This window comes from Sorangiineae bacterium MSr11367, from assembly GCA_037157805.1.
GTDB lineage: Bacteria > Myxococcota_A > Polyangia > Polyangiales > Polyangiaceae > Pendulispora > Pendulispora rubella.
This window is the reverse complement of record CP089983.1, coordinates 1,406,818-1,431,752: the sequence shown is the minus strand read 5'-3', so window position 1 is coordinate 1,431,752 and position 24,935 is coordinate 1,406,818. Positions and strand designations below refer to the sequence as shown.

Here is a 24,935-nt window from a genome sequence, read left to right as displayed (position 1 = left end):
TCACGTCGGGCGCGCGATGCCCAGGGTGCGGGCCAGCGATCCGGGAATGAAAAAGTGGTTCGTGCTGATGGACGGGTTGTAGCCGCCGATGGGCGTGGACGGGTAGACGGTGCGGGTGCGCGTGCAGTAGGCGTCGGCGCGCACGTAACCTGCGCGGCGCGCGCATTCGCTCCAGGCGGCGCGGAGAGGGCGGCCGAGGCGGGCAGGCCGCGGATTCGGCTCCGCGGGGCGCAAGCCTTGACCGCTCTTTTCGTGAACGTACTTGAAGCCCGCGTGGTACGTGTTCCACGCGGTGGCGCGCAGATCGTCGATGCTGAGCGCGTTTTCCTCGGTGAAGAGGAGCACGATGCCCGCGCGTTCATAGCCGCGGAACACCTCGATCATACCTAGGTCGGTCTGATTGCGCACTTCGTGAAAGCCATTGCCCACGAGCATCGCGGCACCGTTTGCCTCGATGCCCTCTGCGCGAAGCGCGGCGAGAAGCACGTCCGGTTGGCCGATGTCCGCGTTGCGTACGAAGTGCATCGCACGCGGAAGCGCGCCGCGCGATTGCTCGGCAACGGCCGCATCGATCGCCGCATCCTCGAGATCCGCACCGACGTACGTGAGCGCGTCCCCCGAGCGGGCGAAACGCTGGCGGGTAGCCTCGCCGCGACCGATGGCGTGCTCGATGAAGACGCCGTACGAAAAGCCCGTGTCGCGCACGAAGCGATCGAGCGCATCGTTGGCCTGTTCGAAGGTCGCGCGGTTGGCATCCTGACTCGCGCCGACATTTTCGCCGCGCTGGACCCAAACTTCGCCGCGGCCGTGAAGCAGAATTTCACGCCCGTGATCCATGTACGTCCGATACGCCTCGACGATGCCGAAGGGGCCGGGGCCGCGGGCAAAGCCGCGCGCACCGAGCACCGTGACGCCGTGCCGGCCATCGTCCGCCGACAGCCAACCCGCGGCGGTGAGCACGGACAGCGCTGCCCCGATGCATGTCGCGTAGCGCGCATCGCCTTCGGCGGGCACCAGCTCCGCTCCGGCGACGAGCCCCGCCGTGCGCTGGGCCGCGCGAAGACCGAGCACGATGGGCAGGAGGCGCCGCCCCAAATCGAGCTCTTCGTATGTCGGGATCCAGTGGTTTTGCGCGGGATCGCGCCGACGAGGTACACCTTCGCCAATCGCTTGCAATTCCGCCACCTCCGCGACCTCGAGCGAGCCACCCTCGAAGAGCCGCCGCCAGAGCGACGCGGGACTCGAAGGCCCGCGCGGTGGATGCGCGAGGATGCGTTCGAACGTCTCGCGCACGCGCGGATGGCCCGCGATGCGGAAGCCTTCGTCATACGGTTCGACGAAGCCGCGCGAGAGAAGAAAATGCAAATCCGTGTCGAGCTCCTCCGGGACGAGCTCGCGCATGTTGCCCTGCCAGGTGACCTGGCAGCACGCCGGATGAATCGCCTCCCCCGCGGCCAGCCGCTCGAGCAGCCCGAGCTCGGCGAAGAAACCGAGCACATGATAGATGAGCCAGAGATCCGGCGGCGCCGTGATCGCCGCCGTCAGCACGACCTGTCGCACCACGGAAGCGCCGGCCACGACCTGCTCTTTCTCCGGCCCGGGCAGCGCGGAGGCCCGCACAGCCTCCACGAGACGCGCCGACGCCGCGAGCACGTCCTCGCCGAAGCCGAGCAAGAGCGGCACGCCATCGCGAAGACGCTCCCACGCCCGCGGCGCGAGGTACGCGCGACCTTTGCTGCTCGTCGCCACCGGCTCGCCAAGAACGCCAACCAGCGCGCTCGCGATGGGATCCGCGCCGGCAGCCTGCGCGAGCACCCGCTCACGCGCCGTCGTTTCGACCTGGGCCATTGCTCATTCTACATCGATCTTTGTACTTTCTTAATGCCGAAGGCGCGACGATGAAGCGACCGGATCCTTCGGAACTTGGAAAACATCGTCCCGCTTCAGTCGACCGATGCTGCCGCGCAGACGGGTCACCCCAAAGCGTCGTTGACCACCCTGACGCTCGGCGCACTCGGGGTCGTCTTCGGAGACATCGGCACCAGTCCGCTGTACACCCTGCGCGAATGCCTTCGCGCGACCGAGCACGGGCAGGCGTCGCCCGCCGACGTCCTTGGTCTCCTGTCGCTCATCTTCTGGTCGCTCACGATGGTGGTCACCGTGAAGTACCTGACCTTCATCGTGCGCGCCGACAGCGACGGGGAGGGAGGCATCTTTGCCCTCTTGGCGTTGGTCCCGCGGAGGCTTCGACTCACCGAGGGAGGAAAACGCATATCCCGCGTTGCCCTGCTCGTGGTGATTGGCGCGGCGTTGCTCTATGGAGATGGGGCCATCACGCCCGCCATTTCGGTGCTCAGCGCCCTCGAGGGCCTCACGATGGTCAGTCCAACCCTCGAGTCGGCGATCGTACCGCTCGCCTGCGCCATCCTCTTCGCCCTCTTTTTCGTGCAGAAGCGCGGCACCGGCGCCGTTGGCAACTGGTTTGGCCCCATCATGGTCGTCTGGTTCTTCACCATCGGCGGGCTGGGCGCCTATCACATCGTGCGCTATCCAGGCGTGCTGGCTGCGCTCTCGCCGCATCACGCCTTTCACTACTTCGCGGTTCATGGCTTCCCGGGGTTCTTGGTACTCGGCGCCGTCGTCCTCGCCATCACGGGCGGCGAAGCGCTCTATGCCGACATGGGCCACTTCGGCGTGCGCCCCATCCGGCTGGCATGGCTCGGCCTGGCGATGCCGGCGCTCGTTCTTTGCTACTTCGGACAAGGGGCGCTCGTCCTCGCCGAGCCGAACGTGATTGCCAATCCCTTTTTTGCGATGGTCCCACCGGGCTTCGCCACGCTCCTCCTCGTGCTGCTTTCGAGCGCTGCAACCATCATCGCGTCGCAGGCGCTCATTTCGGGGGCGTTCTCCCTGACCCGACAAGCCATGCAGCTCGGCTATTTCCCGCGGGTTACGATCGAACACACCGCCGCGCACACCGAGGGCCAGATCTACATTCCTCAAATCAATTGGATCTTGGCGCTGGGCTGTCTTCTCTTGGTGATCGGATTTCGACGGTCCGAGCACCTTGCCGCCGCCTACGGCATCGCGGTCACCGGTACCATGGCGCTGACGTCGATCGTCTATTACGTGGTCGTACGCCACACGTGGAAATGGTCTGCGCTGGCCGCGGTCGTCGTCGTTGGGGTTTTTCTGATCTTCGACCTTTCCTTCTTCCTCGCCAACAGCGTCAAACTCGTCGAGGGCGGCTGGGTGCCCGTGGTGATCGGCATGGGCTTCGTCGCCGCCATGCTCATATGGAGCAAAGGGCGATCGTTGATCGTGGAGGAATACGCCCGCCGCTGTGGAACACTCGAGGCCGCGCTCCCACGCGTCGAACGGCAGCTCTACGCGCGCGTACCGGGAATTGCCGTGTTCATGGCATCGAGCACCGCACACGTGCCGCCCATTCTCATTCATCTGGTCGAACGAACCCAAACGCTGGCCGAAAACGTCTTTCTACTCACGGTGACGACGGAGTCCGCCCCCACGATTGCCCCGCATCGCCGCATGGAAATCACACCATTGCAAAACGGCTTTCGCCAGATCGTTGCCCGCTACGGATTCATGGAGCAACCCGACGTCCCCGCCATCGTATCGGCCGCTGCGGAGCAGGGAGGGTTGTCGGTCGATCTGCAACGGGTCACCTACTTCTTGGGCAGAGAACGCGTCCTCGGGCACCAGACGAATCGAATGGGTCGTTGGGTGGAGGGCTTTTTCGGGTACCTTCAGCGGAATGCGGTCGCCGCCGATCGGCACTTTCAGATCCCCCCTGCGCAGGTGGTCGAACTCGGCATTCAGCTCGACCTCTAATCCGATCTAAATCAGCAAGCACGATCCTCGAACAGAAGAGGGGAACCGCCAAGACGCCAAGGACGCCAAGATTGATGGATGGATCGAAGCGTGAAGGACCGCTATTTCTCGAACCTTAACTTGGCGTTCTTGGCGTCTTGGCGGTTTTTCTCTCTCCTCCAGAATGAAGTCCGTTCGGGATGTGTGCTCGCCCATTTTAGCGCAGGGACCGGAAGGCGGCGCGCAGTTCCGAGCTGAAAAGCTCGGGCTCTTCCCACGCGGCGAAGTGACCGCCCCTCGCGGCCTCGTTGAAGTACATGAGCGTGGGATAGGCCCGTTGGGTCCAGCTCTTTGGAGCGTGGTAGAACTCACTCGGAAATACCGTGACCGCGACAGGCAGGTCGATCTCCGTCGTCTTCTGCGCGGCAGAACTCAAGGCGGGAGCCTTATCTTCCCAGTAAAGCCGCGCGGAAGAACTCGCGGTATTCGTCAGCCAATAGAGAGTGAGGTCATCGAGCACCTGCTGCTTGGTGAGGAGACGCTGCGCCTCGGCATCGTTGAAGTCGTAGATCCAGCCTGCGAGACCGACGGGCGAGTCCGTCAGGGCATAGCTTACGGCCTGCGGGTGCGTTGCCATCATCGTGTAGTAGGCGAATCTCTTTTTGAAGGTGTCACGGACGGCATCGAAGGTCGCCTTCTCGTCGTCGGACAACCCTGGCGGCGCCGGCTCGCCTTTGTCGAGGATCGCAAAAACATTGGCCGGTAGGATTGCGGGGAAATTCACGTGAATGCCCACGAGGCCCGGGGCCCTTTGACGGGCCATGGCGCTGGTGATCGCGGCCCCCCAATCTCCCCCCTGGGCAACATAACGGGTATACCCGATGCGCCCCATCAATTTCGCCCAAGCTCGCGCAATCTGCTCGGTATCCCATCCAGTACCCGTGGGCTTGCCGGAAAAGCCGAAGCCAGGAATCGAAGGAAGGATCACGTCGAAGGCCTCTTCCGCGCGCCCGCCATGGGCCGTGGGGTCGGTGAGCGGCTCGATGAGGCCCATCTGCTCCACGATGGAACCGGGCCAGCCGTGGGTGATCAGCACCGGCAACGCATTCGAATGACGAGAGCGGACGTGGATGAAGTGCACATCGACACCATCGATCGTCGTCATGAACTGCGGCCAAGCATTGAGCTTGGCTTCGAGCTTGCGCCAGTCGTAATGGTCTCCCCATTCGTGCACGAGCTCCTGGACCTTGGCCAGCTGAACGCCCTGCGATCGGTCCGTGACGGTTTCCCGACTGGGCCAACGCGTCGCCTGTACACGTCGATGGAGGTCGTCCAAATCTTCCTTGGGAATGTGGATGTGGAACGGGCGTATCGCCGTGTCGCGGACCGGAATCGCGGCATCGTGCACGATGGTCTCATGGGGCGTCTTGGCGATCGCATGGTTTGCGCATCCAAGGCCAACGACGAAAAGAGCGAGGATGCCACCTCTCGCGTCACGAAGAAGATTTTCGGAATTCATACGGCCCTCGTTCTTTGTCGAACGACAAATAACTAGAACCCCCACGGGAATGGGTCAAGGAGTTCTTGGTCGATTGACCAAGAACGAGCCCACTTGCACGGTCGAGGCGGCCGGATTATTTTACGATCGACCAAGAACGGAGGCGCAGTGGCTCGACCGCGGGAATTCGACCGAGATGTGGCACTGGAGAGAGCGCGTGACGCCTTTTGGTCCCGCGGCTACGAAGGCACGTCCATGGCGGATTTGGTCGCGGCCCTGGGGCTCGCTTCGGCGCGCATTTACGCCGCGTTTGGCTCCAAGGAGGAGCTGTTTCGCGAGGCGATTGCCTTGTACCAGGCCAAAGAAGGCGGCTTTGGGGCTCGGGCTTTGGACGAGGAGCCGACGGCGCAGCAAGCGTTTGCGCGCACCATGCGGGAGGCGGTCGATCTGTACACGCGCCCCGGGAAACCCCACGGCTGCATGGTCGTCACGGCCGCAACGACGTGCGCCGCCGAGAACGAGCCGATTCAAGAGTGGCTGGCCCAGGTCCGCCGCCAGCGAACGGCGGCCATCATCGAGCGACTGAAACGCGCGGTGCGTGAGGGGGAATTGAAGCGGGAAACCGACGTGCAAGCGCTCGGTGACTACCTCTCGACTGTGCTCAACGGGCTCTCGGTGCAAGCCCGCGATGGCGTGCCGCGGAAGCGGCTTCACGCACTGGGCAACCTCGCCCTGGAAACCTTGGCGCAGAATCGCGCACGCTGACGTCTACTCGACCATGACCTTTTCGCGCTCGACGGCCGCCTCCGCCGCGCGGATGCTGAGAGGATCGTCCTCCGTCAAACGCTGCGCGCCGAGGAGGCGAAGGAGCGGGATGAGGCCCGGCATCGGCGTGAGCCCGAGATCGGGCGCTTGCACGAAGAGCCGGGTCAGCGCGTCGGCGTACGAACCGGCGAGCACCGAGAACGGGATCCGGTCGAACGTGAACGCCCGCCGGCGGCTCGCCGCGGCCGACGCGACCAGGGCGCCCGTCAGCACGTGGTAGAGGAGTTGGCTCCGCTGCTTCGCCCGAGCGGGCTCGCGCTGGAAGATGCGACGGAGGAAGTGCGCGTTGAGCGGGACGTGGAACGACTCGTCGCGGGTCAGGATGGTGAGCATCCGCTGGACCGCCGGTTGCGGACGCGCGGTGCGGAGCGCGATTCGGTAGGTCGTCGCGCCGATCGTCTCGAACATGAGGTTCGTCAGGACGATGGTCTCCATGCGCTCTGCGCGCTTGTAGAGCGTATAGAACGTGCTCGTGGTCGGCCCCATCGGCTTTACGTAGCCGCCGATCTTGTCGAGGAACTCCGTCAGGAGCTCGCGATGCCAGCCCTCTTCCTCGCCGTAAAGACGGAGCGTCTCGCCAAGCTCGGCGTCCCATACGCCGACCTCGTCTGCGAGCTCGTGGGCCTGACGGAGGCCGGACTCCTCGGCGCGAAACGCGGCATTGAAGAACGCGATCGCGGCGAGCTTCTCCTCTTCGCTCTCCCATGTCACCGCGGTCGAGAAGTCGAGCGTCTCGTAACGCATACGTTCGCGGCGCTTTCGAAGAGCATCGAGCCACCACGCGGTGGGGCGATCGAGCGGACCCATCGCGCGCAACCTAGCATGACTCGAGGCCAGGCTGATTCGCGAGCCACCTCGGAAGATCCCTTGACGACCCCGCCACAGGCGAAGTACGAGCGAAAGGTTACCTCGTCGCCATTGTATACGAGGCATCCGCACACGTTCGCGAGCTTCTCCACCAGCGCAACCGCGCAAGGTGCATGTCGTGCGCGATACAGGGTTCGACCCGCCACGTTGCGCCGATAGGATGCGCAGACCCATGAATTTCTACGAAGTCGATACGCTCTCGGCGCCGGACGCCATGTTTAGGGCTCAACAGATCGCGTTCGGCCCCTTCATGTTCCAGGCGGCGATGGCGCTGCGCGACCTCGGCATCCTCAGCGCGCTCGAAAAACACGGCAAGCTGGGAGCGACCGCGCGGGAGCTCGCCACGGAGCTCCAGCTGCCCGAGTACGGCGTAAAGGTCTTGGCAGAGGCCGGCCTCGGAATGGGCGTCCTCTTGTGGAACGAAAAAGAGCGACGCTTCTCCATCACGAAGACAGGCCGGATCATCGAGCACGACGGGATGACGCGGGCCAACATGAACTTCGTCCGCGACGTGAACTACCGCGGGTTTGCGCACCTGCAAGAAGCCGTGCAGACGGGCAAGCCTTCGGGGCTCGTCGAGCTCGGTGACTGGCCGACCGTCTACCACGGCCTCGCATCGCTCCCGCCGGACGTGCGCGCGAGTTGGCTCGCGTTCGACCACTTCTACTCCGACGGCGCCTTCGCCCGCGCGCTTCCCATCGTCTTTCATCATCGTCCGCGCCGATTGCTCGACGTCGGCGGCAACACCGGTCGCTGGGCGACACGTTGTCTCGCGCACGATCCCGACGTCGAGATCACGATCGCCGACCTCCCGCGCCAAATCGAGATGGCGCAGCGCGCGCTCGAAGGCGTCGAACAACGCCACCGCGTGGCGTTCCACGGTGTCGATCTCCTCGATCCCCAGGGCATGCTGCCCACGGGCCACGACGCGATCTGGATGAGTCAGGTCCTCGATTGCTTCTCCCTCGAGGACATCGTCTCGATCCTCCGCCGCGCCGCCACGGTAATGACGCCGTCCGACAACCTCTTCATCCTGGAAGCCTACTGGGACCGGCAACATCGAGAAGCCGCGGCCTTCTGCGTCCAGCAAACGTCGCTCTACTTCACCTGCGTCGCAAACGGCACGAGCCAGATGTACCACTCCGCCGATGTCCTCGGCTGCGTGGCCGAAGCCGGCCTCGAGGTGGCCGAAGACATCGACGACGTCGGTCTGAGTCACACACTCTTCCGCTGCGTCCGAAGGAAATGACGCTCCGAATTGGGATGAGGGCTCCAGCGATGATGAAGGCGGGCATCGTGATGGTCGCGTGCATGGCATCGACGCAATGCATGGCCGAAAACAGGGGCGTGCAACCGGCGGTACCTCTGCGCGAGGTCGACCGCGACATCGATGCCGTCCGCCCAAAGCTCATCACCTGGCGCCGCGACATTCACAGTCATCCCGAGCTTTCAGGTCAGGAAGTGCGCACATCCAAGCTGGTGGCCGATCATCTGCGCGCCCTCGGTCTGGAGGTGACGACCGACGTGGGCGGACATGGTGTGGTCGGCCTTCTTCGCGGCGGGCGGCCGGGCAAGGTCGTGGCATTGCGCGCCGACATGGATGCCTTGCCGGTGAAGGAAGCCACGGGGCTGCCCTTCGCCTCGACCGTCACCGCGCCGTACATGGACGACCGCGCACCGGTCATGCACGCGTGCGGGCACGACGGGCACACAGCCATTCTCATGGGCGTGGCCGAGGTCCTCGTGCGCCGCAAGGCGAGCATCCCGGGGACGGTGAAGTTCATCTTCCAGCCCGCCGAAGAAGGCGTTTCCGATCCTCGCGCGGCAGACGCGAAGATCGGGGCGGCGGCCATGATCGCGCAGGGCGTGCTGGAGCGTCCCAAGGTGGACGCCATCTTCGGGCTGCACATCATGCCCATGATTCCGACGGGCACGGTGGGCTACCGCAGCGGCCCCCTGCTGGGGAGCGCCGATGCGTTCGAGATCAAGATTCAAGGAAAGGCGACGCACGGCGGCATTCCGTGGAGGGGCATCGATCCCATCGTGACGTCGGCCAAGGTGGTGCTCGACTTGCAGACCATCGTGAGCCGGCAGCTCGACATCAGCAAGGAGCCCGCGGTCATCACCGTCGGCTCGTTCCATGGTGGCAACCGCGGAAACATCATTCCGGAGAGCGTGACCATGCTGGGGACCTTGCGGACGTTCGACGATGCGATGCGGGCGGATGCCAAGCAACGCATCGTGACCGTCACGGAGTCGGTCGCCAACGCGCACGGCGCAAAGGGTGAAGTGCATTTTGCGGCCCCGGGAGTCAGCGTGACCAGCAACGACGCGGCCTTGACCGAGCGAATGATCCCGGCGCTGCGCCTGGCGACCAACGGCAAGGCCGTGGTGACCCCCAAGATCAGCGGTACCGAGGATTTTTCCGAGTTCCAGAAGGTCGTGCCCGGCGTGTACGTGTTCCTCGGCGCTCCACCGAAGGGCAAGACGACGGAAACGGCTGCCGCGAATCACTCACCGCTGTTCGACTTCGACGAGGATGCGATGCCGGTGGGCGTGCGCACCCTTACAACGTTGGCGCTGGATTATCTGGCATCGCCATCGGCGAAGTGACATTTGCCTCGCATCGCGCGGCGTTTCAGGGGTCCTCGATGCCAAAGAGGCGTGCATCGATATCGTGCAAGAGTTCTTCCGCCGCCTCATTGCCAAGTAGACCACGCTTGACGGCGTCGAGGATGGCATCTTTCTCGATCATCAGAAGGTGACGCTTCGTCGCGATCAAAGCCTGATTTCGCAGTTCCGCAGCATCCATGTACAGGCTTTGAATACGAGCCTCCGCGTCATGGGCCATGCGCTCGTAATCGCTCCGAATGTCGTTTTCGACGTCCGCGTGCACCGCACCCTGCACTTTCATGGACTCGAGAGTCTCCAGGGCTGCTTTCGCAGCCCGGAGGACTCCGCGCTCTTTGTCGTAGGCAATCCGATCGTGTTGCACCCCGACGATCTTCAAGCGGCGCATCAGCGGCCCGATCGTCAAGCCTTGAAGGACGATCGAGATGAGAACGACGCCAAAGGTCATGGTGATCAGGAGCTCGCGGTGCGGAAAGGTGGCCGGCAATGCCAAAACCAACACCATCGACAGTCCGCCCCGGAGACCGCCCCAGGTGAGAATGGCGCTCCAGGACCAAGGGATGCGCTCTTTCGTCGACCGGAGGAGAAACGTCACGCCGTACGTCAGGACGGCGCGCGCGATCGTGACGGACAGATAGGCCGCCAGAATCGGCTTCCATGATGCCAAAAGCGCCGATAGCCGGACTTCGAAACCGATGAGAAGAAAGACGATGGAGTTGAGCGCAAAAGCGACATATTCCCAGAACGACTCGACGGCGATGCGCGTGGTGGGCCCCATCCCCGTTCTCGCCGCGTAGTTGCCGCACACCATGCCGGCGGTGACCGTCGCAATGACACCGGAAAAGTGGAACTGCTCGGCAAGCGCGAACGAACCGTAGGCCGCGATGGTCGTGAGCGTGATTTCGATCATCGCGTCCTCGACCTGCTGGATGACTTTCGACACCGCAAAGGAGACCATCACACCGATCAGGGCGCCCATCCCCACGACCCGCAGGAAGTCCATCAGTGAGCCGAACACGGACGCTTCCGCACCGGTAACTGCAATTCCGGATATCAATGTAAAGAAGACGACGGACGTCCCATCGTTGAGAAGGCTTTCGCCTTCGACGAGGATCATCAGACGCTTTGGAGCCCCGAGGCTCTTGAACAGTGCGACCACCGCGATGGGATCGGTCGCGGCCAAAATGGCGGCGAACACGAGCGCGTGCAAGAGCGTAAAATGCTCGACGACATGCAGCGCATTCGCGACCGGCGCGAGGATGACCGCGGTGATGGCGATGGCGGCGATGACGCCGGGAACCGCGAGGGCGAGGATCGCGAGCTTGTTTTGCCAGAATTTTCGAAATTCGAGATGAAACGCCGCCTCGAAGAGAAGCCCCGGAAGAAACACCGTGTACAGAAGGTCTTTCGTGAGATGGGGCGGCTCGAACGCTTGCACGGAGCCCAGCAGGACCCCCGCTGCGACCAAGGCCACCGTGTAGGGTGCGCGAAGCCAGCGGGCGGCCAATGCGACGGCCGTGGCGATCGAGAAGAGGGCGACGAAGAGGAGCTCGAAGGGCATGTGCGGAAGGTCGGTACGGGCCGGGTACTCCACGAAGCGGAGAGCCACGAACGTAAAGCATCCATGGGCAGGCCGTGCCGCCCATCGCGTATTCCGTTGTTGAGCTGGATACCCATCCCGTATCCAGTTGCGAGAGCGTGTCGTTCACGCCTACGAATCGACAGGGCCGTTTCATGACACCGAACCCGATCGCACGCGGAAGCCTCGTGGCCGTCACGGCGGCGATTCTCTTTGGAATATCGACGCCGCTCATCCGCCATTTCGGATCCGGGATCGGAGCCTTCGCGACCGCCACCCTGCTCTATGCGGGCGCCGCACTCGGCGCGGGCCTTCCCTCGCGTCGGGTGAACGAGCCGACGCTCGGCAAAGCACAGTTCCGCCGCATCGCGCTCGTGGCCCTTTTCGGGGCGGTCCTTGCGCCGGCAAGCCTCGCGTGGGGACTGCAGCACACGGGGGCACTGGCGGCGTCGCTGCTGCTGAATCTCGAGGCCGTCTTTACGGTGTGGCTCGCACGCGCGTTCTATGCCGAGCCGATCGGGCGGCGGGTGGCGCTTGCCGTGGCGCTGATGGTGGCGGGCGGAGCGCTCCTCGGCGTGCGGGCCGGCAGCACGGGAGCGTCGACCGCGCTGGGCCTCGCGGCCATTCTTGGAGCGACGCTCGGGTGGGCGCTCGACAATACGCTCACCCGCCCGCTCGCGGATTTCGATCCGCGGGCGGTGGTGTTCTACAAGGCACTCGGCGGCGCCATCCTATCGGGGCAGCCGCACGGGTGCTCGGGGATGCTTGGCCCTCGCCCATGGTCACTCTGGCGCTGCTCGCATGCGGTGCCCTCAGCTTTGGACTGAGTCTGCGATTGTACCTCCTGGCGCAACGCACACTTGGTGCCGCGCGCACCGGATCGCTCTTCGCGTTTGCACCATTCGTCGGGGCGGCACTGGCGTTCGCGTTCGGGGAACGAGATGACGTCTTGCTCGTCGCGGCGGCGGGCGCGTTGTTTGGCGTGGCCGTTTACCTTCATGGCACCGAGGCCCATCACCATCACCACCGGCACGAACCGCTCGACCACGAGCATGCACATCGCCACGACGACGGGCATCACACGCACGCGCACGACTCACCGGTGACGGGCGAGCACAGTCATCCCCATCGCCACGATTCGACCGAGCACGATCATCCACACGGTGCCGACCTTCACCATCGCCACCCTCACCCGTAAGGAACGCGTGATGCGCCGCGCTTGCGGCGGAAAAGCTCGAGCAAGGCGCCGAACATGCGACCGCCCAGCTCGATGCGGGCCTCGTCTTCCCGCTCGGCCATCGCGATACCGGCAATGAGCGCGGCCACCCCCGGGGCCTCGGCGCGGCTGAATTTGCCGTCCTTCACGTCGATGTCGTGCACGATCTCGGCAATGGCCGACAAGCCCGGCTCTCGGATTTCGAACTGATCGAGCAAGGTCTCGAAGGTGCATGCGTCGCCCACGTGCGTGAACTCGCCCTCGTACATATCGAAGGTGACTTCGCCTTCCTTCGCGCGATACCCCTGCCCAGGCACGAAGGAAAAGCGGGCATCGGGATCGATGAAACGGCGAATGAGCCACGCACTCGCGATGCGGTCGACATGGACGTTCTTGCGCGTAACCCAGGTGCGTCCACGGTACGTCTCACGGCGCGGGCGCGACTCCTCCTCGACGTGGGGCTTTTCTCCGCGGCGAAGTCGCTTTTCCAGCGCCGACAGAGCAGATTCCGCGGGCTCGCGCCCGGAGGCCGCGAAGAAGTCGATGCCGGAGATCTCGTTGAAGCGCTTGCGCAAGCGTACGAGGTCGGCCTCCAGCGCAGGGCGCCGTTCGTCGTCGCGGCCGAGGCGTGGCGGTAGCTCGCCCGTGATCTGACGCACCTCCTCGGTCAGCTGCATATAATCGGCATCGCGCGCCGCGTGAAAGAGCACCTCGATCTGATCGTCGCGGAGCCCCTCGACGAAGGTGGCTTTGCAAAGCGTGGCCTCGCCACCTTCCGTGGCAATCTCGCGCGCGACCCATTGCAGATCCTCATGGGTCTGCTCGTTGAGCGGCAAGACGTAGACCGAGTTCTTGATCGCGACCGCGCCGAGCCGCGCAAGGCGCCTGCCGACCTTGGCGCGAAAGTACGCCGGCTTCGGAGGGATCTGATGAATAAGGAGAAGCCATCGTGGCTCATGGGTCTCGTCGCGCATCTCTGACATTTGTATCAGTTGTGCAAGGGAGCAGCCATGGTATCACAGTTGTGAGTTCAGGCAGGCCCCTACCTAACAACTGAGCCGTGAGGAGGCGTGAGATGAGGACGATATCCGCGAGTCTTTGCTTGTGTGCGGCCATGAACGTCACGGGCGGCCGCAGCGTTCCACACGCGCGCTCCTTCGATCAGGACGCAGTTTCGGCCGCGCCGCAGGGCTTCGCCTTTGGACGCACGGGACAAGGCAAGCCGGGTCGTTGGATCGTCCGAGCGGAGCCCGACGCCCCCAGCAAACCCAATGTGCTCGCGCAGGTGGACACGGATGACACGGATTACCGATTTCCGGTGGCCGTGGCCAACGAGCCTTCGGCCAAAGACGTTCGCGTCCGCGTGCGCTGCAAACAGGTATCCGGTAAGGTCGACCAAGCGTGCGGGCTGGTCTTTCGTTATCAGGACGAGAACAATTACCTGCTCACGCGCGCGAACGCCCTCGAGAACAACGTGCGGCTCTATTTCGTCAAGAACGGCAGCCGCAAGCAAATCGCGACCTGGAGTGGAACCGTCAAGGGCGGCGTGTGGCACGACTTCCAGGTCGAGGCGCGCGGTGATCACATCGAGGTCACGTGGGACGGCACGAAGGTGCTCGATCATCACGACAGCACCTTCCTGAATGCGGGGCGCGCGGGCGTGTGGACCAAAGCCGATTCGGTCACCGACTTCGACGATTTGAGCGTGGAGGCGCTATGAAACGGACAGAAGACACTATCATTTCGCGACGGGCCGCCATGATTTCCGCAGCGGCCGGAAGTGCCGCCGTTCTTTCGGCCTGCACGCCCGCCGCGCAAGCAAAGGGGACCACCATGCCTTCTTCTGCGTCGTTGAACCCCGTTGTCCCCGGCATTGCCTTCGCGGGCAAACACGAACCGAAGCCCCTGCCCTTCCAGCCTTCGGCGCTCAAGGGGCTCTCGGAGAAAATGATGGTCTCCCATCACGATAACAATTACGCAGGGGCGGTCAAAAACTTGAATCGTGTGGAGGAGGAGCTCTCGCGCGTGACCAAAGAGACGCCCGCCTTCGTCGTGGGTGGACTGAAACAGAGCGAGCTTACCTTCCGCAACTCCGCCACGTTGCACGAGCTCTATTTCGCGAACCTCGGCGGGGATGGCCGCCCGAGCGGCAACATCGAAAAGGTGCTCGGTGAGGCGTATGGTAGCTTTGGGCGCTGGGAGGAGCTATTTCGCGCCACGGGGGCGAGCCTCGGAGGTGGAAGCGGCTGGGTGGTGACTACGTGGGACCTACACCGCGATGTGCCCTATACGTTCTGGTCGGGCAATCACACGCAAGCCTTCTCGGCATCGGCCACGCTGCTGGTGATGGATATGTACGAGCACGCGTACCAAATCGATTATGGCGCCGCCGCGGCAAAGTACATCGATGCATTCTTCGCCAACATCCACTGGGACGAAGTGAACCGCCGCCTCGAGCGCGCGCGCCGCGCGGCCGCTGCGTTGCGCGCATAAGGACACCGCATCATGGATGATTCTTCTTCCGGGAAGCCGGAATCTTATTCCCTTCGCGCACTCGCCCTTTACTTCTTACGCCTCGGTGCGCTGGGATTCGGGGGCCCCATCGCACTTGCAGGCTACATGCAACGCGATCTGGTCGAGCGCCAGCGCTGGATCACGAAAGACGAATACGTCGAAGGCCTCGCGCTCGCACAGCTTGCCCCCGGACCGCTCGCCGCCCAACTCGCGACCTACCTCGGGTGGGTGCGCGGCGGCGTGTTCGGGGCCACGCTCATCAGCATAGCGTTCATCGTGCCATCGTTTCTCATGGTCGTGGCCCTTTCCGCGGCCTATCTTCGATTTGGCGGCCTCGTATGGATGCAGGGGCTCTTCTACGGGATTGGGGCCGCGGTCATCGCCATCATTGCGCGCAGCGTCTTCAAGCTGGCAAAAATGACACTCGCAAAAGACCGTCTTCTTTGGGCGGTATTCGCGATCAATGCCGTCGTGACGGCGTGGACGGAATCCGAAATCGTATGGCTCTTCCTCGCCAGCGGCGTGCTGCTCTTTTTCCAGCGAGGCCGTCCCACCGGACCACTCGCCGCGCCGGGCGTGTCGGCATTTTTTCCGGTCGATATGCTGGTCACTGGACTATCGGGTGCGGCGTCGAGCGAAACGCTTTGGCGGATCGGGCTGTTCTTCGCCGAGGGTGGGGCCGTCGTCTTCGGCAGCGGGTTGGCCATCGTTCCGTTTTTGCATGGCGGCGTCGTCAACGAGCATCATTGGCTGACGGAGCGGCAATTTCTCGATGCCGTGGCGGTGGCCATGATCACGCCGGGGCCGGTCGTCATCACCGTAGCCTTCATCGGATACCTCGTCGCGGGCCCGCTCGGTGCGGCCGTCGCGGCGCTCGGGGTCTTTCTCCCGTGCTACCTCTTCGTGATCATCCCGGCGCCGTACTTCAAGCGCTACGCGAAGAATCCGAGCATTGCCGCCTTCGTAGCCGGCGTCACCGCCGCCGCAACAGGGGCCATTGCCGGAGCGGGCTTCGTGCTTGGCCGCCGAGCACTCCTCGATGTGCCAACGGTCGCCATGGCGGCCGTAACGTTGCTCGCGTTGGTGAAGCTGAAGAAGGCTCCCGAGCCACTGGTCATCCTCGGCGCAGGTGCGGCTGGGTTGCTGCTCCGGGGTTTCTCGTGAGATGGTGAGGCCGAGGACATGAAAGCGACTCGACGGGATCTGATTTCCGGCGGCGCGGTGCTCCTCGGAGCGGCGCTGGCGGGCTGTAAGCGGAGCAGCTCGGAGGCGGTGGTCTATACCTCCGTCGATCAAGTGTTCGCCGAGCCGGTGTTTCATGCCATCGAGGCGAAGTTGGGTCTCAAGGTCCGCCCGGTCTTCGACACGGAGGAAACGAAGAGCACCGGTGTGATGAATCGCCTCATCGCAGAAGGGTCCAATCCGCAGGCGGACGTCTTCTGGTCGGGTGACCCCGTGCGTCCCCTCTCGCTTGCCAAGCGTGGGCTCGTCGAACCGTATGCCTCGCCCGAGGCAACTGCACTCCCGGCGGGGTTTCGCGCCGAAGATGGCACATGGACCGGAATTGCCGCACGCGCACGGGTCCTCCTCGTGAATACGTCCAAAATAACCGCCGGCGAGCGGCCGAAGTCGATTCGCGATCTCGCGAACCCGCGCTGGAAAGGGCAGATCGCATTGGCCAATCCGCTCTTCGGCACGACCACGATGCACGTCGCGGCCCTCGCATCCATTTGGGGCGACGACGCGCTCATCGACTTTCTCGATGCCGCGCGGGCGAATGGGGCGCGTCTCGCCAGCTCGAACGGCGAGGTGAAGCGGCTCGTGGCCTCGGGCGAAATCGCCTTTGGTTTGACCGATACGGACGACGCCGACGAAGCGCACAAGGATGGCGCGTCCGTCGAGACCGTGTACCCCGACCAACGTGATCTCGGCACCTTGGTGATCCCCAGCGCCGTCGTGCGCGTGAAGGGCGGTCCGCACGCCGAGGGTGCGAAAAGGCTCATCGACGGGCTCCTCTCGGCGGAGACGGAGAAGCAAATGGCCGAGTCCGGGGCGCACATGCCTCTTCGCGCCGGGGTTCCGGTTCCCGAGGGCGTGCGGCGCGTGAGCGATCTGCGCGCGATGAATGTCGACTTCGCCAAGGTCGCCGACGCCATGGACCGCCTTCAAGGTCGGCTCAAACGATGGGTTGGCCTTTAGCGCGCCGCGCACAAAGACCGACCGCGCTTCTTTTCACCTCCTTGGCCGTAGGACTCGCCGTTCTATGGCCTCTCGCGCACGTCTTGCTCGGGATGACGACGGCGAGCCTCGCCGTTCTCGGACGCGCCACGACCTGGGCACTTCTGGGGCGCACCCTGCTCTCGTGCCTCGAGGTGACCGCGACCACCGTGGTGCTCGGCGTTCCACTCGGTGCCGTGTTTGCGCGGGGGAGGATCCCGGCACGGCGCGTATGGCTCGCACTTCACGCCCTGCCGCTTTTTCTACCGCCGTTCGTGATTGCACTCGGCTGGTTTCACTGGCTCGGAGAGCGCGGGCTCGTGGGTTCTGCGCGCACCTCCGCCGTTCTCTTCGGGCCGGTGGGGCACCTGTTGGTCCTCACGACCACGTTCACGCCCATCGTAACGGCGCTCACGATGCTCGGCATGACGGGGCTCGACGCGTCCCTCGAAGAAGCCGCGCTCCTCGTCGCGCCGCCGTGGCGCGTGTTGACGCGCCTATTGGTACCCGCCGCTCGATCACGCATCGCGGTCGCGGCCATCATCGTCTTTTCGTTGACCCTTTCGGAAGTCGGCGTGCCCATGTTCTTGCGCGTTCCAGTCTACGGCGCCGCGGTCTTTGTACGCCTTGGAGGCGTGGATTTCGCGCCCGGAGAAGCCGCTTCGCTCGGTGTGCCGATGGTCGTGCTCGGGTTCGTTCTCATAGGACTCGAGCGCGCCCTCGCCTCATCCCACGGTGCGCTCCGGCTTCGATGGCGTACTCGAGATCCGATGGACCTCGGCGCGTGGCCGGGCGTCATGACGATATTTGCGGGCCTCTTCGCCTCCGCCCCTCTGCTCGCACTCGCGGTCCGCGCCGTGCCTGGAATGGGCCGATGCTGGTCATGGGCCGGCCCAAGCATGGCCAACAGCCTGGTGGTGTCTGGAGCCGCCGCGGCCATCGCCATGGGCATTGCACTCATTGCCGGACACGCGCTCGCCCGCGGCTCCCTATGGGCGAGCGCCCTGGATCGCGTCACCGTAACCGGCTTCTTCCTGCCATCTGCCGTACTGGGAACGGGCATCATCGCCGGATGGAATCGGCCCGCCACGCAACGGCTCTATGGTAGTTTGGCCATCGTTATCGTGGGTTTCGTCGCCCGCTACACGGCACTCGGTACGCGCATCGTTGCCGCATCCATCGCGAACACGTCCCGGGCGTACGAAGACGCCGGCTCGCTGGGCGGCGCAGGGTATTTCCGCCAGCTCGCGCGCATCGTCATCCCCTTGCATGCGCGCGAGCTCGTGGCCGCCTTTGGAATCGCCATGGTCTTCGGCCTGCGCGATCTCGAAACCGCCGTCCTGTTCTACCCGCCCGGAGGCGAGACCCTCACGGTTCGAATTTTCACCTTGGAGGCCAACGGTCCATCGTCGGTCGTCGCGGCACTGGCACTGCTTCAGGTCATCCTGTCGCTCGCCGTGGTGACCCTCGGGGCTATCGTCATGAAGAGGCTGCGGTGAGCGCCTTGCTCGAGCTGGAGGACGTATCGCTGTCGCTGGGGGGACGGACGGTGCTGTCCGATGTGTCCCTCTCCCTGCACGAAGGTGAAGCCCTCGTCCTCGCCGGCCCCTCGGGAAGCGGAAAGACGAGCCTCCTGCGACTTGCCCTCGGTCTCCTCGCCCCTTCCTTGGGTTCGATTCGCATCGGCGGGAAACAAGCCAGCGCCCCGGGCCGCATTCTCCTGCTTCCGAACGAGCGCGGCGCCGGCGCGGTTTTTCAGGACCTCGCGCTGTGGCCGCATTTGACGGTCATTGGCAATCTTGATTTCGGCCTCGCGGCAACTGGGCTCCCCAAGGCGGAACGCGCGCACGCGATCGACACGATGTTGGCCCAGGTTGGCCTGGCCGGACTCGGCCACCGAAGGCCGCACGAGCTCTCCGGTGGACAGCAACAGCGCGTCGCACTCGCCCGTGCACTGGTGGTCGAACCGAGGTGGATCGCGCTCGACGAGCCGTTCACGAACCTCGATATCGTACTCAAAGCCGATATTCTCGAGCTCCTCGCGTCGCTGCTCCTCGCGCGGAACACGGCAGTTCTTCTCGTAGCCCACGATCCAGATGAAGCGGCCCAGTTCGCCGATCGCATGGCGGTTCTCGAAGAGGGAAAGCTCGTACAAATCGGAACGCGCGAAATGCTTGCGGAATCGCCTAGAAGTGCCTTCGTCCGAGCGTTCACACGGACCTCCCGAGGACGGAGGGGTCTGTCCTCGGGAGGTCCATGAACAAGCAAAGCCATTATCGTCTATTGGATACAATAAGACTTCAAAATGTCCCCACGACGGACATTCCGTAACCGGTTCGGCCGAGATGCGCCGGCGCCACTTGCCATTGGAGCTTCTGTTTCTGGGCCACGGGTGCAAGGTGCCGTTGGCCGACTGGGGCCAGGTAGCCCTTGCCTTCCACGACTTCCACCCGGCGCGTCTCCGGCCAAATGAAGGCTCCCAAAAGCTGCAGCGCGCCGAGGGCCTGGAAGACGCCGTCGACGGCGATGAGCACGCGGTTGCCCGTGTCGCCTCCGCAGTCTCGCTGCCCGGAGCCACCGCACGGGCCCCGGTCGGCGAGGTCGATCCACGGCCCCGCGAGCGGAATGAGCAGGTTGCGATCTCCAGGGTGGTCGCTGGTGCTGCCGACGATCGCGGCCGGCGCGTACGCCACACCAAATGTGAGCACACCGCCGAAAAGCAGTTTACGATTGGGCCGGTAGTTGTCGGAAGTCGTGTCACGTTGCGCCGTGCTTCCCGATTGAGAGACGATGACCGGCGCCGACGTGACGGTAGTCGACGAAGGCGTTTGCGACGTTTGAGGTGTCTGCTGTGGGCTTTGAGGCGTTTGAGGTGTCTGGGGGGTCTGTGGAGTCTGGGGCGTCTGCGGTGCTTGGGGTGCCTGCTGTGCCTGCGGCGTGGCCGGGGCCTGTGGTGCTTGTGGAGCGGTTTGCGTTTGCACGGTCTGCGCATACGAGCTCACCGATACACCTAGAGTGCACACCGCGACGGCGGCGTGAATAAAGCCTTTCATGACTTCGCTCCTCTCCCCACGGGCCTGTCTGCGGCCCGCGCAGAGCGAGGTAGTGCAACGGTGATGCCCCGGATGTGCGATCGGCCCCAAAAAGACTTTATATCCTTTTAATCGCGGCTTTAGGTGGTCTGCTCTCGACGCGTCCTTTGCGCAACGACGAGTGGCCCCATGCCGCGCCATTGTGACAGAGCTGACTTTCGCGGCAAGTTGCTACGAAGTGCAAGTTAGGGCACGACCAATCCGGCCAAGCTGGCGATGCTGGCGACGAGCTCACGCGGATCGACGGGCTTCGCGATATGACTCTGAAAGCCGGCTCGCAGTGCCTTCATGCGATCTTGAGAGCTCGCGTGCGCGGTGAGTGCGATGGCCGGGATACGGCCCCCCTCTCTCGAATCGAGCCGACGAATGCTCCGAATCAGCTCGTATCCATCGATGTCCGGGAGGCCGATGTCGCTAATGAGGATATGCGGGCGTGCCTTCTGCAAGAACTCGAGTGCCTCACGCGCCGACGCGGTCGCCGAAACCGAGGCATGATGCTGCTCGAGGATCTTACGGAGAACCTCGCGGTTGTCGGGGTCATCCTCCACGAGCAGCACGTTGATATGATCGAGGACGACCTTCACGTCCGACTCCAGGTGGGTTGCCGCCGCCGTGCGGACTGCCCGGATGGGCAGTGCAAGGGTGAACGTCGCGCCCTGACCTTCGCCGAGGCTTTCCACGCGCGCGTGCCCCCCGTGCAGCTCGATGAGCTGCCTCACGATCGCGAGCCCCAGGCCGAGACCGCCCGAGCGCTTGCTCGTCCCGGGTTCGATCTGACGAAAACGCTCGAACACGAGGGGAAGGAACTGCGGGCGAATCCCGATGCCGTTGTCCGTGACGCAGATCTCGACGTGGGAATTGCTGCGACGCAAATGGACAGCGACCCGTCCACCTTGCGGCGTGAATTTGATGGCATTCGAGAGCAGATTCCATACGCATTGCTGAAGGCGCGATGGGTCTCCGGTCGTCGAGGCCACGGAGGGATCGAAGGAGCAGTCGACCGAGATCCCCCTCGCGTCGGCTGCCGGCCGCGTCGTCTCGATGGCCGCGTTGATGATCGCAATGAGGTCGATGTCGCGCACGTCGAGCCGCAGCTTGCCGGAGATGATGCGGCTCATGTCGAGCAAATCGGAAATGAGCTGCTCTTGCGACCACGAGTTGCGTTCGATGACCTCGATTCCATGCCGGACCGTATCGACGTCCGCGGGATCGCCTTTTACGAGCTCCGCCCAGCCTTTGATCGCATTCAAGGGCGTACGCAGCTCGTGCGAGACCATGGCGATGAACTCGTCCTTGCTCCGATTGGCCTGCTCGGCTTCGCCGCGCGCAGCACGCTCGCTCTCTAGAAGCCGCTCGCGTTCGACGACGGCAACGCTTCTCTCCGCTTCGAGGCGACGTCGATCGGAGATGTCGCGGAAGACCAAGACCACGCCGCGAAGTTTCCCGTCACTCCCGACGATGGGGGCGCCGCTGTCGTCGATGGGACGCTCGGTGCCGTCGGCCGCGATGAGCACCGTGCTGTTGGCGAGTCCGACGACGACGCCGAGGCGAAGGACACGGGTGATCGGGCTTTCGACGGTCTGGCGCGTGTTTTCGTTCACGATCCGAAAGACCTCATCGGAGCCTTGACCGCAGGCATCGGACGAAGCCCATCCCGTGAGCCGTTCGGCCACGGGATTCAAGAACACGACCTTGCCATGCGCGTCGGTGGCGATAACGGCGTCGCCGATGCTCTGAAGGGTCCGGTCGAGCCATTCGCGTTCCGCAGCGATCGCCTCGGCGGCGCGCTTGCGCTCGGAGATATCGCGCGCGATCTTCGAAGCGCCAACGAGCTCGCCGTAGCGGCCGCGGACCGGCGAGATCGTCAGCGAAACGTCGAGCCTTCGCCCACCCTTGGCGAGGCGCACGGTCTCGTAGTGATCGATGCGCTCGCCATTGCGGAGTCGCTCGAGAATGCGCGTCTCTTCATCCTCGTTCTCCGGCGGAATCAGCGTCGTAACGGGGCGACCTACGATCTCATCGGCCACATAGTGGAAAAGGCGCTCTGCCCCTGGGTTCCAGGATCGGATCACCCCGTTCAAATCCTTCGTGACAATCGCATCGTCCGACGACTCGACGATCGCGGCCAAGAACTCACACTCTTCTTGGCGAGCGCGCGCGGCACGCGCGAGCACCACCATCGCGCCGGAGACAAGGAGGAAGATGATCATCGAGGCGCTGTAACCCGTGTCCTCTCGGGGCACGACGAAGACCCAAGCGGAAGCCGCCGAGAGCAAGACCGCCATCAAGGTCGGCCCCACGCCCCCGAACCATGCCGCGAGCAAAATCGGGAGATAGTAGAGCGCGTATGGAGCGCGGCCCTGTAGGACGCTGTCCAAAAGAAGCCGGAGCAGCGTCATCGCCACGATGGCCGCGATGACCAGCGCGTAGGCACCCACGGTACTGCGGCGCCGCGCCCCGGGTGAGCGGAATTGCGACGCAGAGGGTGCTGCCAAGGCCTCCGTGCGATGAGCCACCGGTCCATACCTCCAGGACCTGGACGGGGCAGGCAGCGTGCCACCGGTCGACGTCGATCGCTCGATCAATGATGAAGTGCACCCAAGGGAACCGAGCAACATATCAGCCCCTTTGGGGCAGACTGCGCCTCCGCCACGGCGGCGTGCTCCGCCGCGCTTCCGAGAAGAAGCACGCCCTACGTCGACCGAATCTCCAAAACCGGCTCGGCTCCGCAGCTGGCTGCGGATATCGGTACAAATTCGACGCTACTCCGAATTTCCACTTAGCAGGGCAATCTCAAATGGCCAGAATCTATCCGGAATGTCCCTGTGCAATCTTTGACGTTCGAAAAAGCGACGCCGGAAGATTGAATGGATTCGAAGTCGCGAGCAACGCGGCATCCAAACAATCGACAATCATGTGCTTCGCATCACGAGTGACGCTATCCTGGTGATGAGCGCGTGTCCTGCCGCCTGGCGTTTGCGAATCGCATTGGAAAATGGGCTTCGTGCCGAATGGTGGTCGGCGCGAGCAAGTATGGAGAAGAACCCGCAGATGAAGACAATTGGAACGACGACCACCTACAAGGGAAATGAATTTTCCCAGTTGCAAGGCGCTACCGTACTCATCCGATCTATCGTGCATCGTGCAATGGATCGGGACCGGGATGTGTACGGCCCGTCGCTCATCGTGTCGGACGAACTGCTCGCCATGGTCGGTGGAGTGACCAATGACGACCGCGTCGAGATCGTTCGCGTCTTGACGGACGGACGGCCAGGCGTGCTGTGCTACCACGTGCGCGCCGCCGATTTGGAACGGTTTGCGGATGTCGAAGGGTCGCGGGCGCGAAGCACCGAAATCGAACCGATTTCCGATTCGCTTCGCTGCCCCGATTCGGTTCGATCTCCATGAGATTAATTAAAGACTACTGCACGCGTGCCAGCCCGTAGAGAAAGCCGGGCGCGGTCAAGGAGCGCTTGGGACCACCTGCGGCGGTGAGGTCGATGAGCGTGGTCGACGAGTTGTCCGATTTCGACTCGGTCCCGAACACCTGATCCCCCACTTTGAACCAGAGGACGTCGGCCGTGCCGGACGGCAGCTCGTTGATCCGGACCGCCTTCGCGGTGGTCACGTCCCAACGCCACCACTGCCACACGGGTTGGCCCGTGAGCTTCCAGGTCTGATCATCCGCCCTCACCGTGCCCGCGCTCTCGTCGAAGACGCGCAGGAACATGCTGTTGCCGCCGGCGGGGATCGGCTCGCCGACGATCGGGGCCGACGTGACGTCGGAGAGGTTCGCCACGTAGCTGGGGTCGAACGCGTCGGCGCCGGCCTTGATGCGCAGCGCGCAGGGTGCCGTGGACAATCGGCCGAGTTTGTGCGCGGAGGCAGCAAGCGCGGAGCTGGTGAAGTACGTGTCGCCGGAATCCATGACGACCGGCGTGGTGATTCCGCCGCAACGATTGTCCACGTCGACACGGGAAACCGTATCCGTCGCAGTGTCGAGCACGACCAACCCGGTCTCCCCCAGCACCTTGTCGCCCTGCTGCCAGTCGAACCAGCCGACGGTGAAGAGGATCTTACCGTCACGCATGGTCGACCCATAACCGTAGACCGAGAGGTACCCATTGCGCGCCGTTTGCGGGAGCTTGATCGTGCGTTCGACGGTCATCGCCGTCGGGTTGATGACGATGATCTGCTGGCCCTCGGGATCGGGGTAATAGATCTTCGTGGGGGAGATGACATAGAGCGTGTCCCATAGCTTCTGCACGCCCTGCGGCTGCAGGCTGATTTTCTCCTGCTTCACGAGCTTGCGATCGCTGCTCAAGGTGTAGCGCGTGAAGGTGACGTCTTCGGCGTTTCCGACCGCGAACCATCCGAGGCCCGGGATGGAATAGAGCGTCGCCGAGCCGCCAATCTCCAGGGCCTTGCTCGGATCGATCGTCGTCGCTTCGTCGAGGGAGGGCACGACGTGGACGTACGACGTCGTCACGGTGTCGTTCCAGACGCGGGTGCCGACCAGATAGGCAGGGCCGGTATCACCACCATCGGGTCCACCACCACCCGAGGAATCGTCCTTGCCGCATGCGGGGACACCCGACACGGTCAGAAGCGCCGCGAGAATGGCAATCCGCTTCACGTTGGTCATCGATTTCATGGCTGTTCCCT

21 protein-coding genes are annotated in these 24,935 nt (G+C 64.0%); 13 read left to right on the top strand and 8 right to left on the bottom strand.

Annotation, left to right across the window (positions count from 1 at the left end):
• The gene (locus LVJ94_05945) at positions 1–1,848 is read right to left on the bottom strand and encodes a hypothetical protein (protein WXB06775.1); all 1,848 of its coding nucleotides are present in this window, start codon (positions 1,846–1,848) and stop codon (positions 1–3) included.
• Positions 1,849–1,923: 75 nt separating this feature from the next.
• On the opposite strand from LVJ94_05945, the gene LVJ94_05940 reads away from it, so the two are divergent.
• On the top strand, positions 1,924–3,852 hold the full coding sequence (locus LVJ94_05940; protein ID WXB06774.1) for a KUP/HAK/KT family potassium transporter: 1,929 nt from the start codon (positions 1,924–1,926) through the stop codon (positions 3,850–3,852).
• Between the two features lie 196 nt (positions 3,853–4,048).
• On the opposite strand, the gene LVJ94_05935 is transcribed toward LVJ94_05940, so the two are convergent.
• Positions 4,049–5,350, bottom strand: coding sequence for an epoxide hydrolase 1 (locus LVJ94_05935; protein ID WXB06773.1), 1,302 nt, complete (start codon positions 5,348–5,350; stop codon positions 4,049–4,051).
• Between the two features lie 234 nt (positions 5,351–5,584).
• Between LVJ94_05935 and LVJ94_05930 the strand changes: the two genes are divergently transcribed.
• A complete protein-coding gene (locus tag LVJ94_05930; protein ID WXB06772.1) occupies positions 5,585–6,094 on the top strand; it encodes a TetR/AcrR family transcriptional regulator in 510 nt (169 codons plus the stop codon).
• Between the two features lie 3 nt (positions 6,095–6,097).
• Here LVJ94_05930 and LVJ94_05925 read toward each other — a convergent pair whose 3' ends face one another.
• Positions 6,098–6,961: a ferritin-like domain-containing protein gene (locus LVJ94_05925; GenBank protein WXB06771.1), complete on the bottom strand. Its 864-nt coding sequence runs from the start codon at positions 6,959–6,961 to the stop codon at positions 6,098–6,100.
• A gap of 232 nt (positions 6,962–7,193) precedes the next feature.
• Here LVJ94_05925 and LVJ94_05920 point away from each other — a divergent pair, with 232 nt between their 5' ends.
• A complete protein-coding gene (locus tag LVJ94_05920; protein WXB06770.1) occupies positions 7,194–8,270 on the top strand; it encodes a methyltransferase in 1,077 nt (358 codons plus the stop codon).
• A 29-nt stretch (positions 8,271–8,299) separates the two neighbouring features.
• Entirely contained in the window at positions 8,300–9,634 is a 1,335-nt protein-coding gene (locus LVJ94_05915) for an amidohydrolase (GenBank protein WXB06769.1), read from the top strand.
• A 25-nt stretch (positions 9,635–9,659) separates the two neighbouring features.
• On the opposite strand, the gene LVJ94_05910 is transcribed toward LVJ94_05915, so the two are convergent.
• Positions 9,660–11,261 carry a sodium:proton antiporter gene (locus tag LVJ94_05910; protein WXB06768.1) on the bottom strand — a complete coding sequence of 534 codons (1,602 nt, stop codon included), beginning with the start codon at positions 11,259–11,261 and terminating at the stop codon, positions 9,660–9,662.
• A 125-nt stretch (positions 11,262–11,386) separates the two neighbouring features.
• Here LVJ94_05910 and LVJ94_05905 point away from each other — a divergent pair, with 125 nt between their 5' ends.
• Both LVJ94_05905 and LVJ94_05900 read left to right on the top strand, forming a co-directional pair.
• Positions 11,387–12,058, top strand: coding sequence for a DMT family transporter (locus LVJ94_05905; GenBank protein WXB06767.1), 672 nt, complete (start codon positions 11,387–11,389; stop codon positions 12,056–12,058).
• Positions 12,010–12,429: a hypothetical protein gene (locus tag LVJ94_05900; GenBank protein WXB06766.1), complete on the top strand. Its 420-nt coding sequence runs from the start codon at positions 12,010–12,012 to the stop codon at positions 12,427–12,429. The genes LVJ94_05905 and LVJ94_05900 overlap by 49 nt, the downstream gene beginning before the upstream one ends.
• Here LVJ94_05900 and LVJ94_05895 read toward each other — a convergent pair.
• Positions 12,420–13,430 (bottom strand): chromate resistance protein, encoded by a 1,011-nt coding sequence (locus LVJ94_05895; GenBank protein WXB06765.1) that lies wholly within the window; start codon positions 13,428–13,430, stop codon positions 12,420–12,422. The genes LVJ94_05900 and LVJ94_05895 overlap by 10 nt on opposite strands.
• A gap of 92 nt (positions 13,431–13,522) precedes the next feature.
• Between LVJ94_05895 and LVJ94_05890 the strand changes: the two genes are divergently transcribed.
• The 6 genes from LVJ94_05890 (at position 13,523) to LVJ94_05865 (ending at position 19,438) form a co-directional block, all read left to right on the top strand.
• Positions 13,523–14,167, top strand: coding sequence for a DUF1080 domain-containing protein (locus tag LVJ94_05890; GenBank protein ID WXB06764.1), 645 nt, complete (start codon positions 13,523–13,525; stop codon positions 14,165–14,167).
• Between the two features lie 113 nt (positions 14,168–14,280).
• Positions 14,281–14,940 (top strand): hypothetical protein, encoded by a 660-nt coding sequence (locus LVJ94_05885; protein ID WXB06763.1) that lies wholly within the window; start codon positions 14,281–14,283, stop codon positions 14,938–14,940.
• A 12-nt stretch (positions 14,941–14,952) separates the two neighbouring features.
• Positions 14,953–16,125, top strand: a complete 1,173-nt coding sequence (locus LVJ94_05880; GenBank protein ID WXB06762.1) for a chromate transporter — start codon at positions 14,953–14,955, stop codon at positions 16,123–16,125.
• An 18-nt stretch (positions 16,126–16,143) separates the two neighbouring features.
• The gene (locus tag LVJ94_05875; GenBank protein ID WXB06761.1) at positions 16,144–17,160 is read left to right on the top strand and encodes an extracellular solute-binding protein; all 1,017 of its coding nucleotides are present in this window, start codon (positions 16,144–16,146) and stop codon (positions 17,158–17,160) included.
• A gap of 41 nt (positions 17,161–17,201) precedes the next feature.
• Positions 17,202–18,677 carry an ABC transporter permease subunit gene (locus LVJ94_05870; protein ID WXB06760.1) on the top strand — a complete coding sequence of 492 codons (1,476 nt, stop codon included), beginning with the start codon at positions 17,202–17,204 and terminating at the stop codon, positions 18,675–18,677.
• Positions 18,674–19,438 (top strand): ATP-binding cassette domain-containing protein, encoded by a 765-nt coding sequence (locus LVJ94_05865; GenBank protein WXB06759.1) that lies wholly within the window; start codon positions 18,674–18,676, stop codon positions 19,436–19,438. Before LVJ94_05870 ends, LVJ94_05865 begins: the two co-directional genes overlap by 4 nt.
• A 40-nt stretch (positions 19,439–19,478) precedes the next feature.
• Here the strand turns inward: LVJ94_05865 and LVJ94_05860 are convergent, their stop codons facing one another.
• Positions 19,479–19,886 carry a hypothetical protein gene (locus LVJ94_05860; protein WXB06758.1) on the bottom strand — a complete coding sequence of 136 codons (408 nt, stop codon included), beginning with the start codon at positions 19,884–19,886 and terminating at the stop codon, positions 19,479–19,481.
• Positions 19,887–20,455: 569 nt separating this feature from the next.
• Positions 20,456–22,786, bottom strand: a complete 2,331-nt coding sequence (locus LVJ94_05855) for a PAS domain S-box protein (GenBank protein WXB06757.1) — start codon at positions 22,784–22,786, stop codon at positions 20,456–20,458.
• Positions 22,787–23,186: 400 nt separating this feature from the next.
• Between LVJ94_05855 and LVJ94_05850 the strand changes: the two genes are divergently transcribed.
• On the top strand, positions 23,187–23,678 hold the full coding sequence (locus LVJ94_05850) for a hypothetical protein (protein ID WXB06756.1): 492 nt from the start codon (positions 23,187–23,189) through the stop codon (positions 23,676–23,678).
• A gap of 13 nt (positions 23,679–23,691) precedes the next feature.
• Here the strand turns inward: LVJ94_05850 and LVJ94_05845 are convergent, their stop codons facing one another.
• A complete protein-coding gene (locus tag LVJ94_05845) occupies positions 23,692–24,924 on the bottom strand; it encodes a hypothetical protein (GenBank protein ID WXB06755.1) in 1,233 nt (410 codons plus the stop codon).
• Positions 24,925–24,935 lie beyond the last annotated feature (11 nt).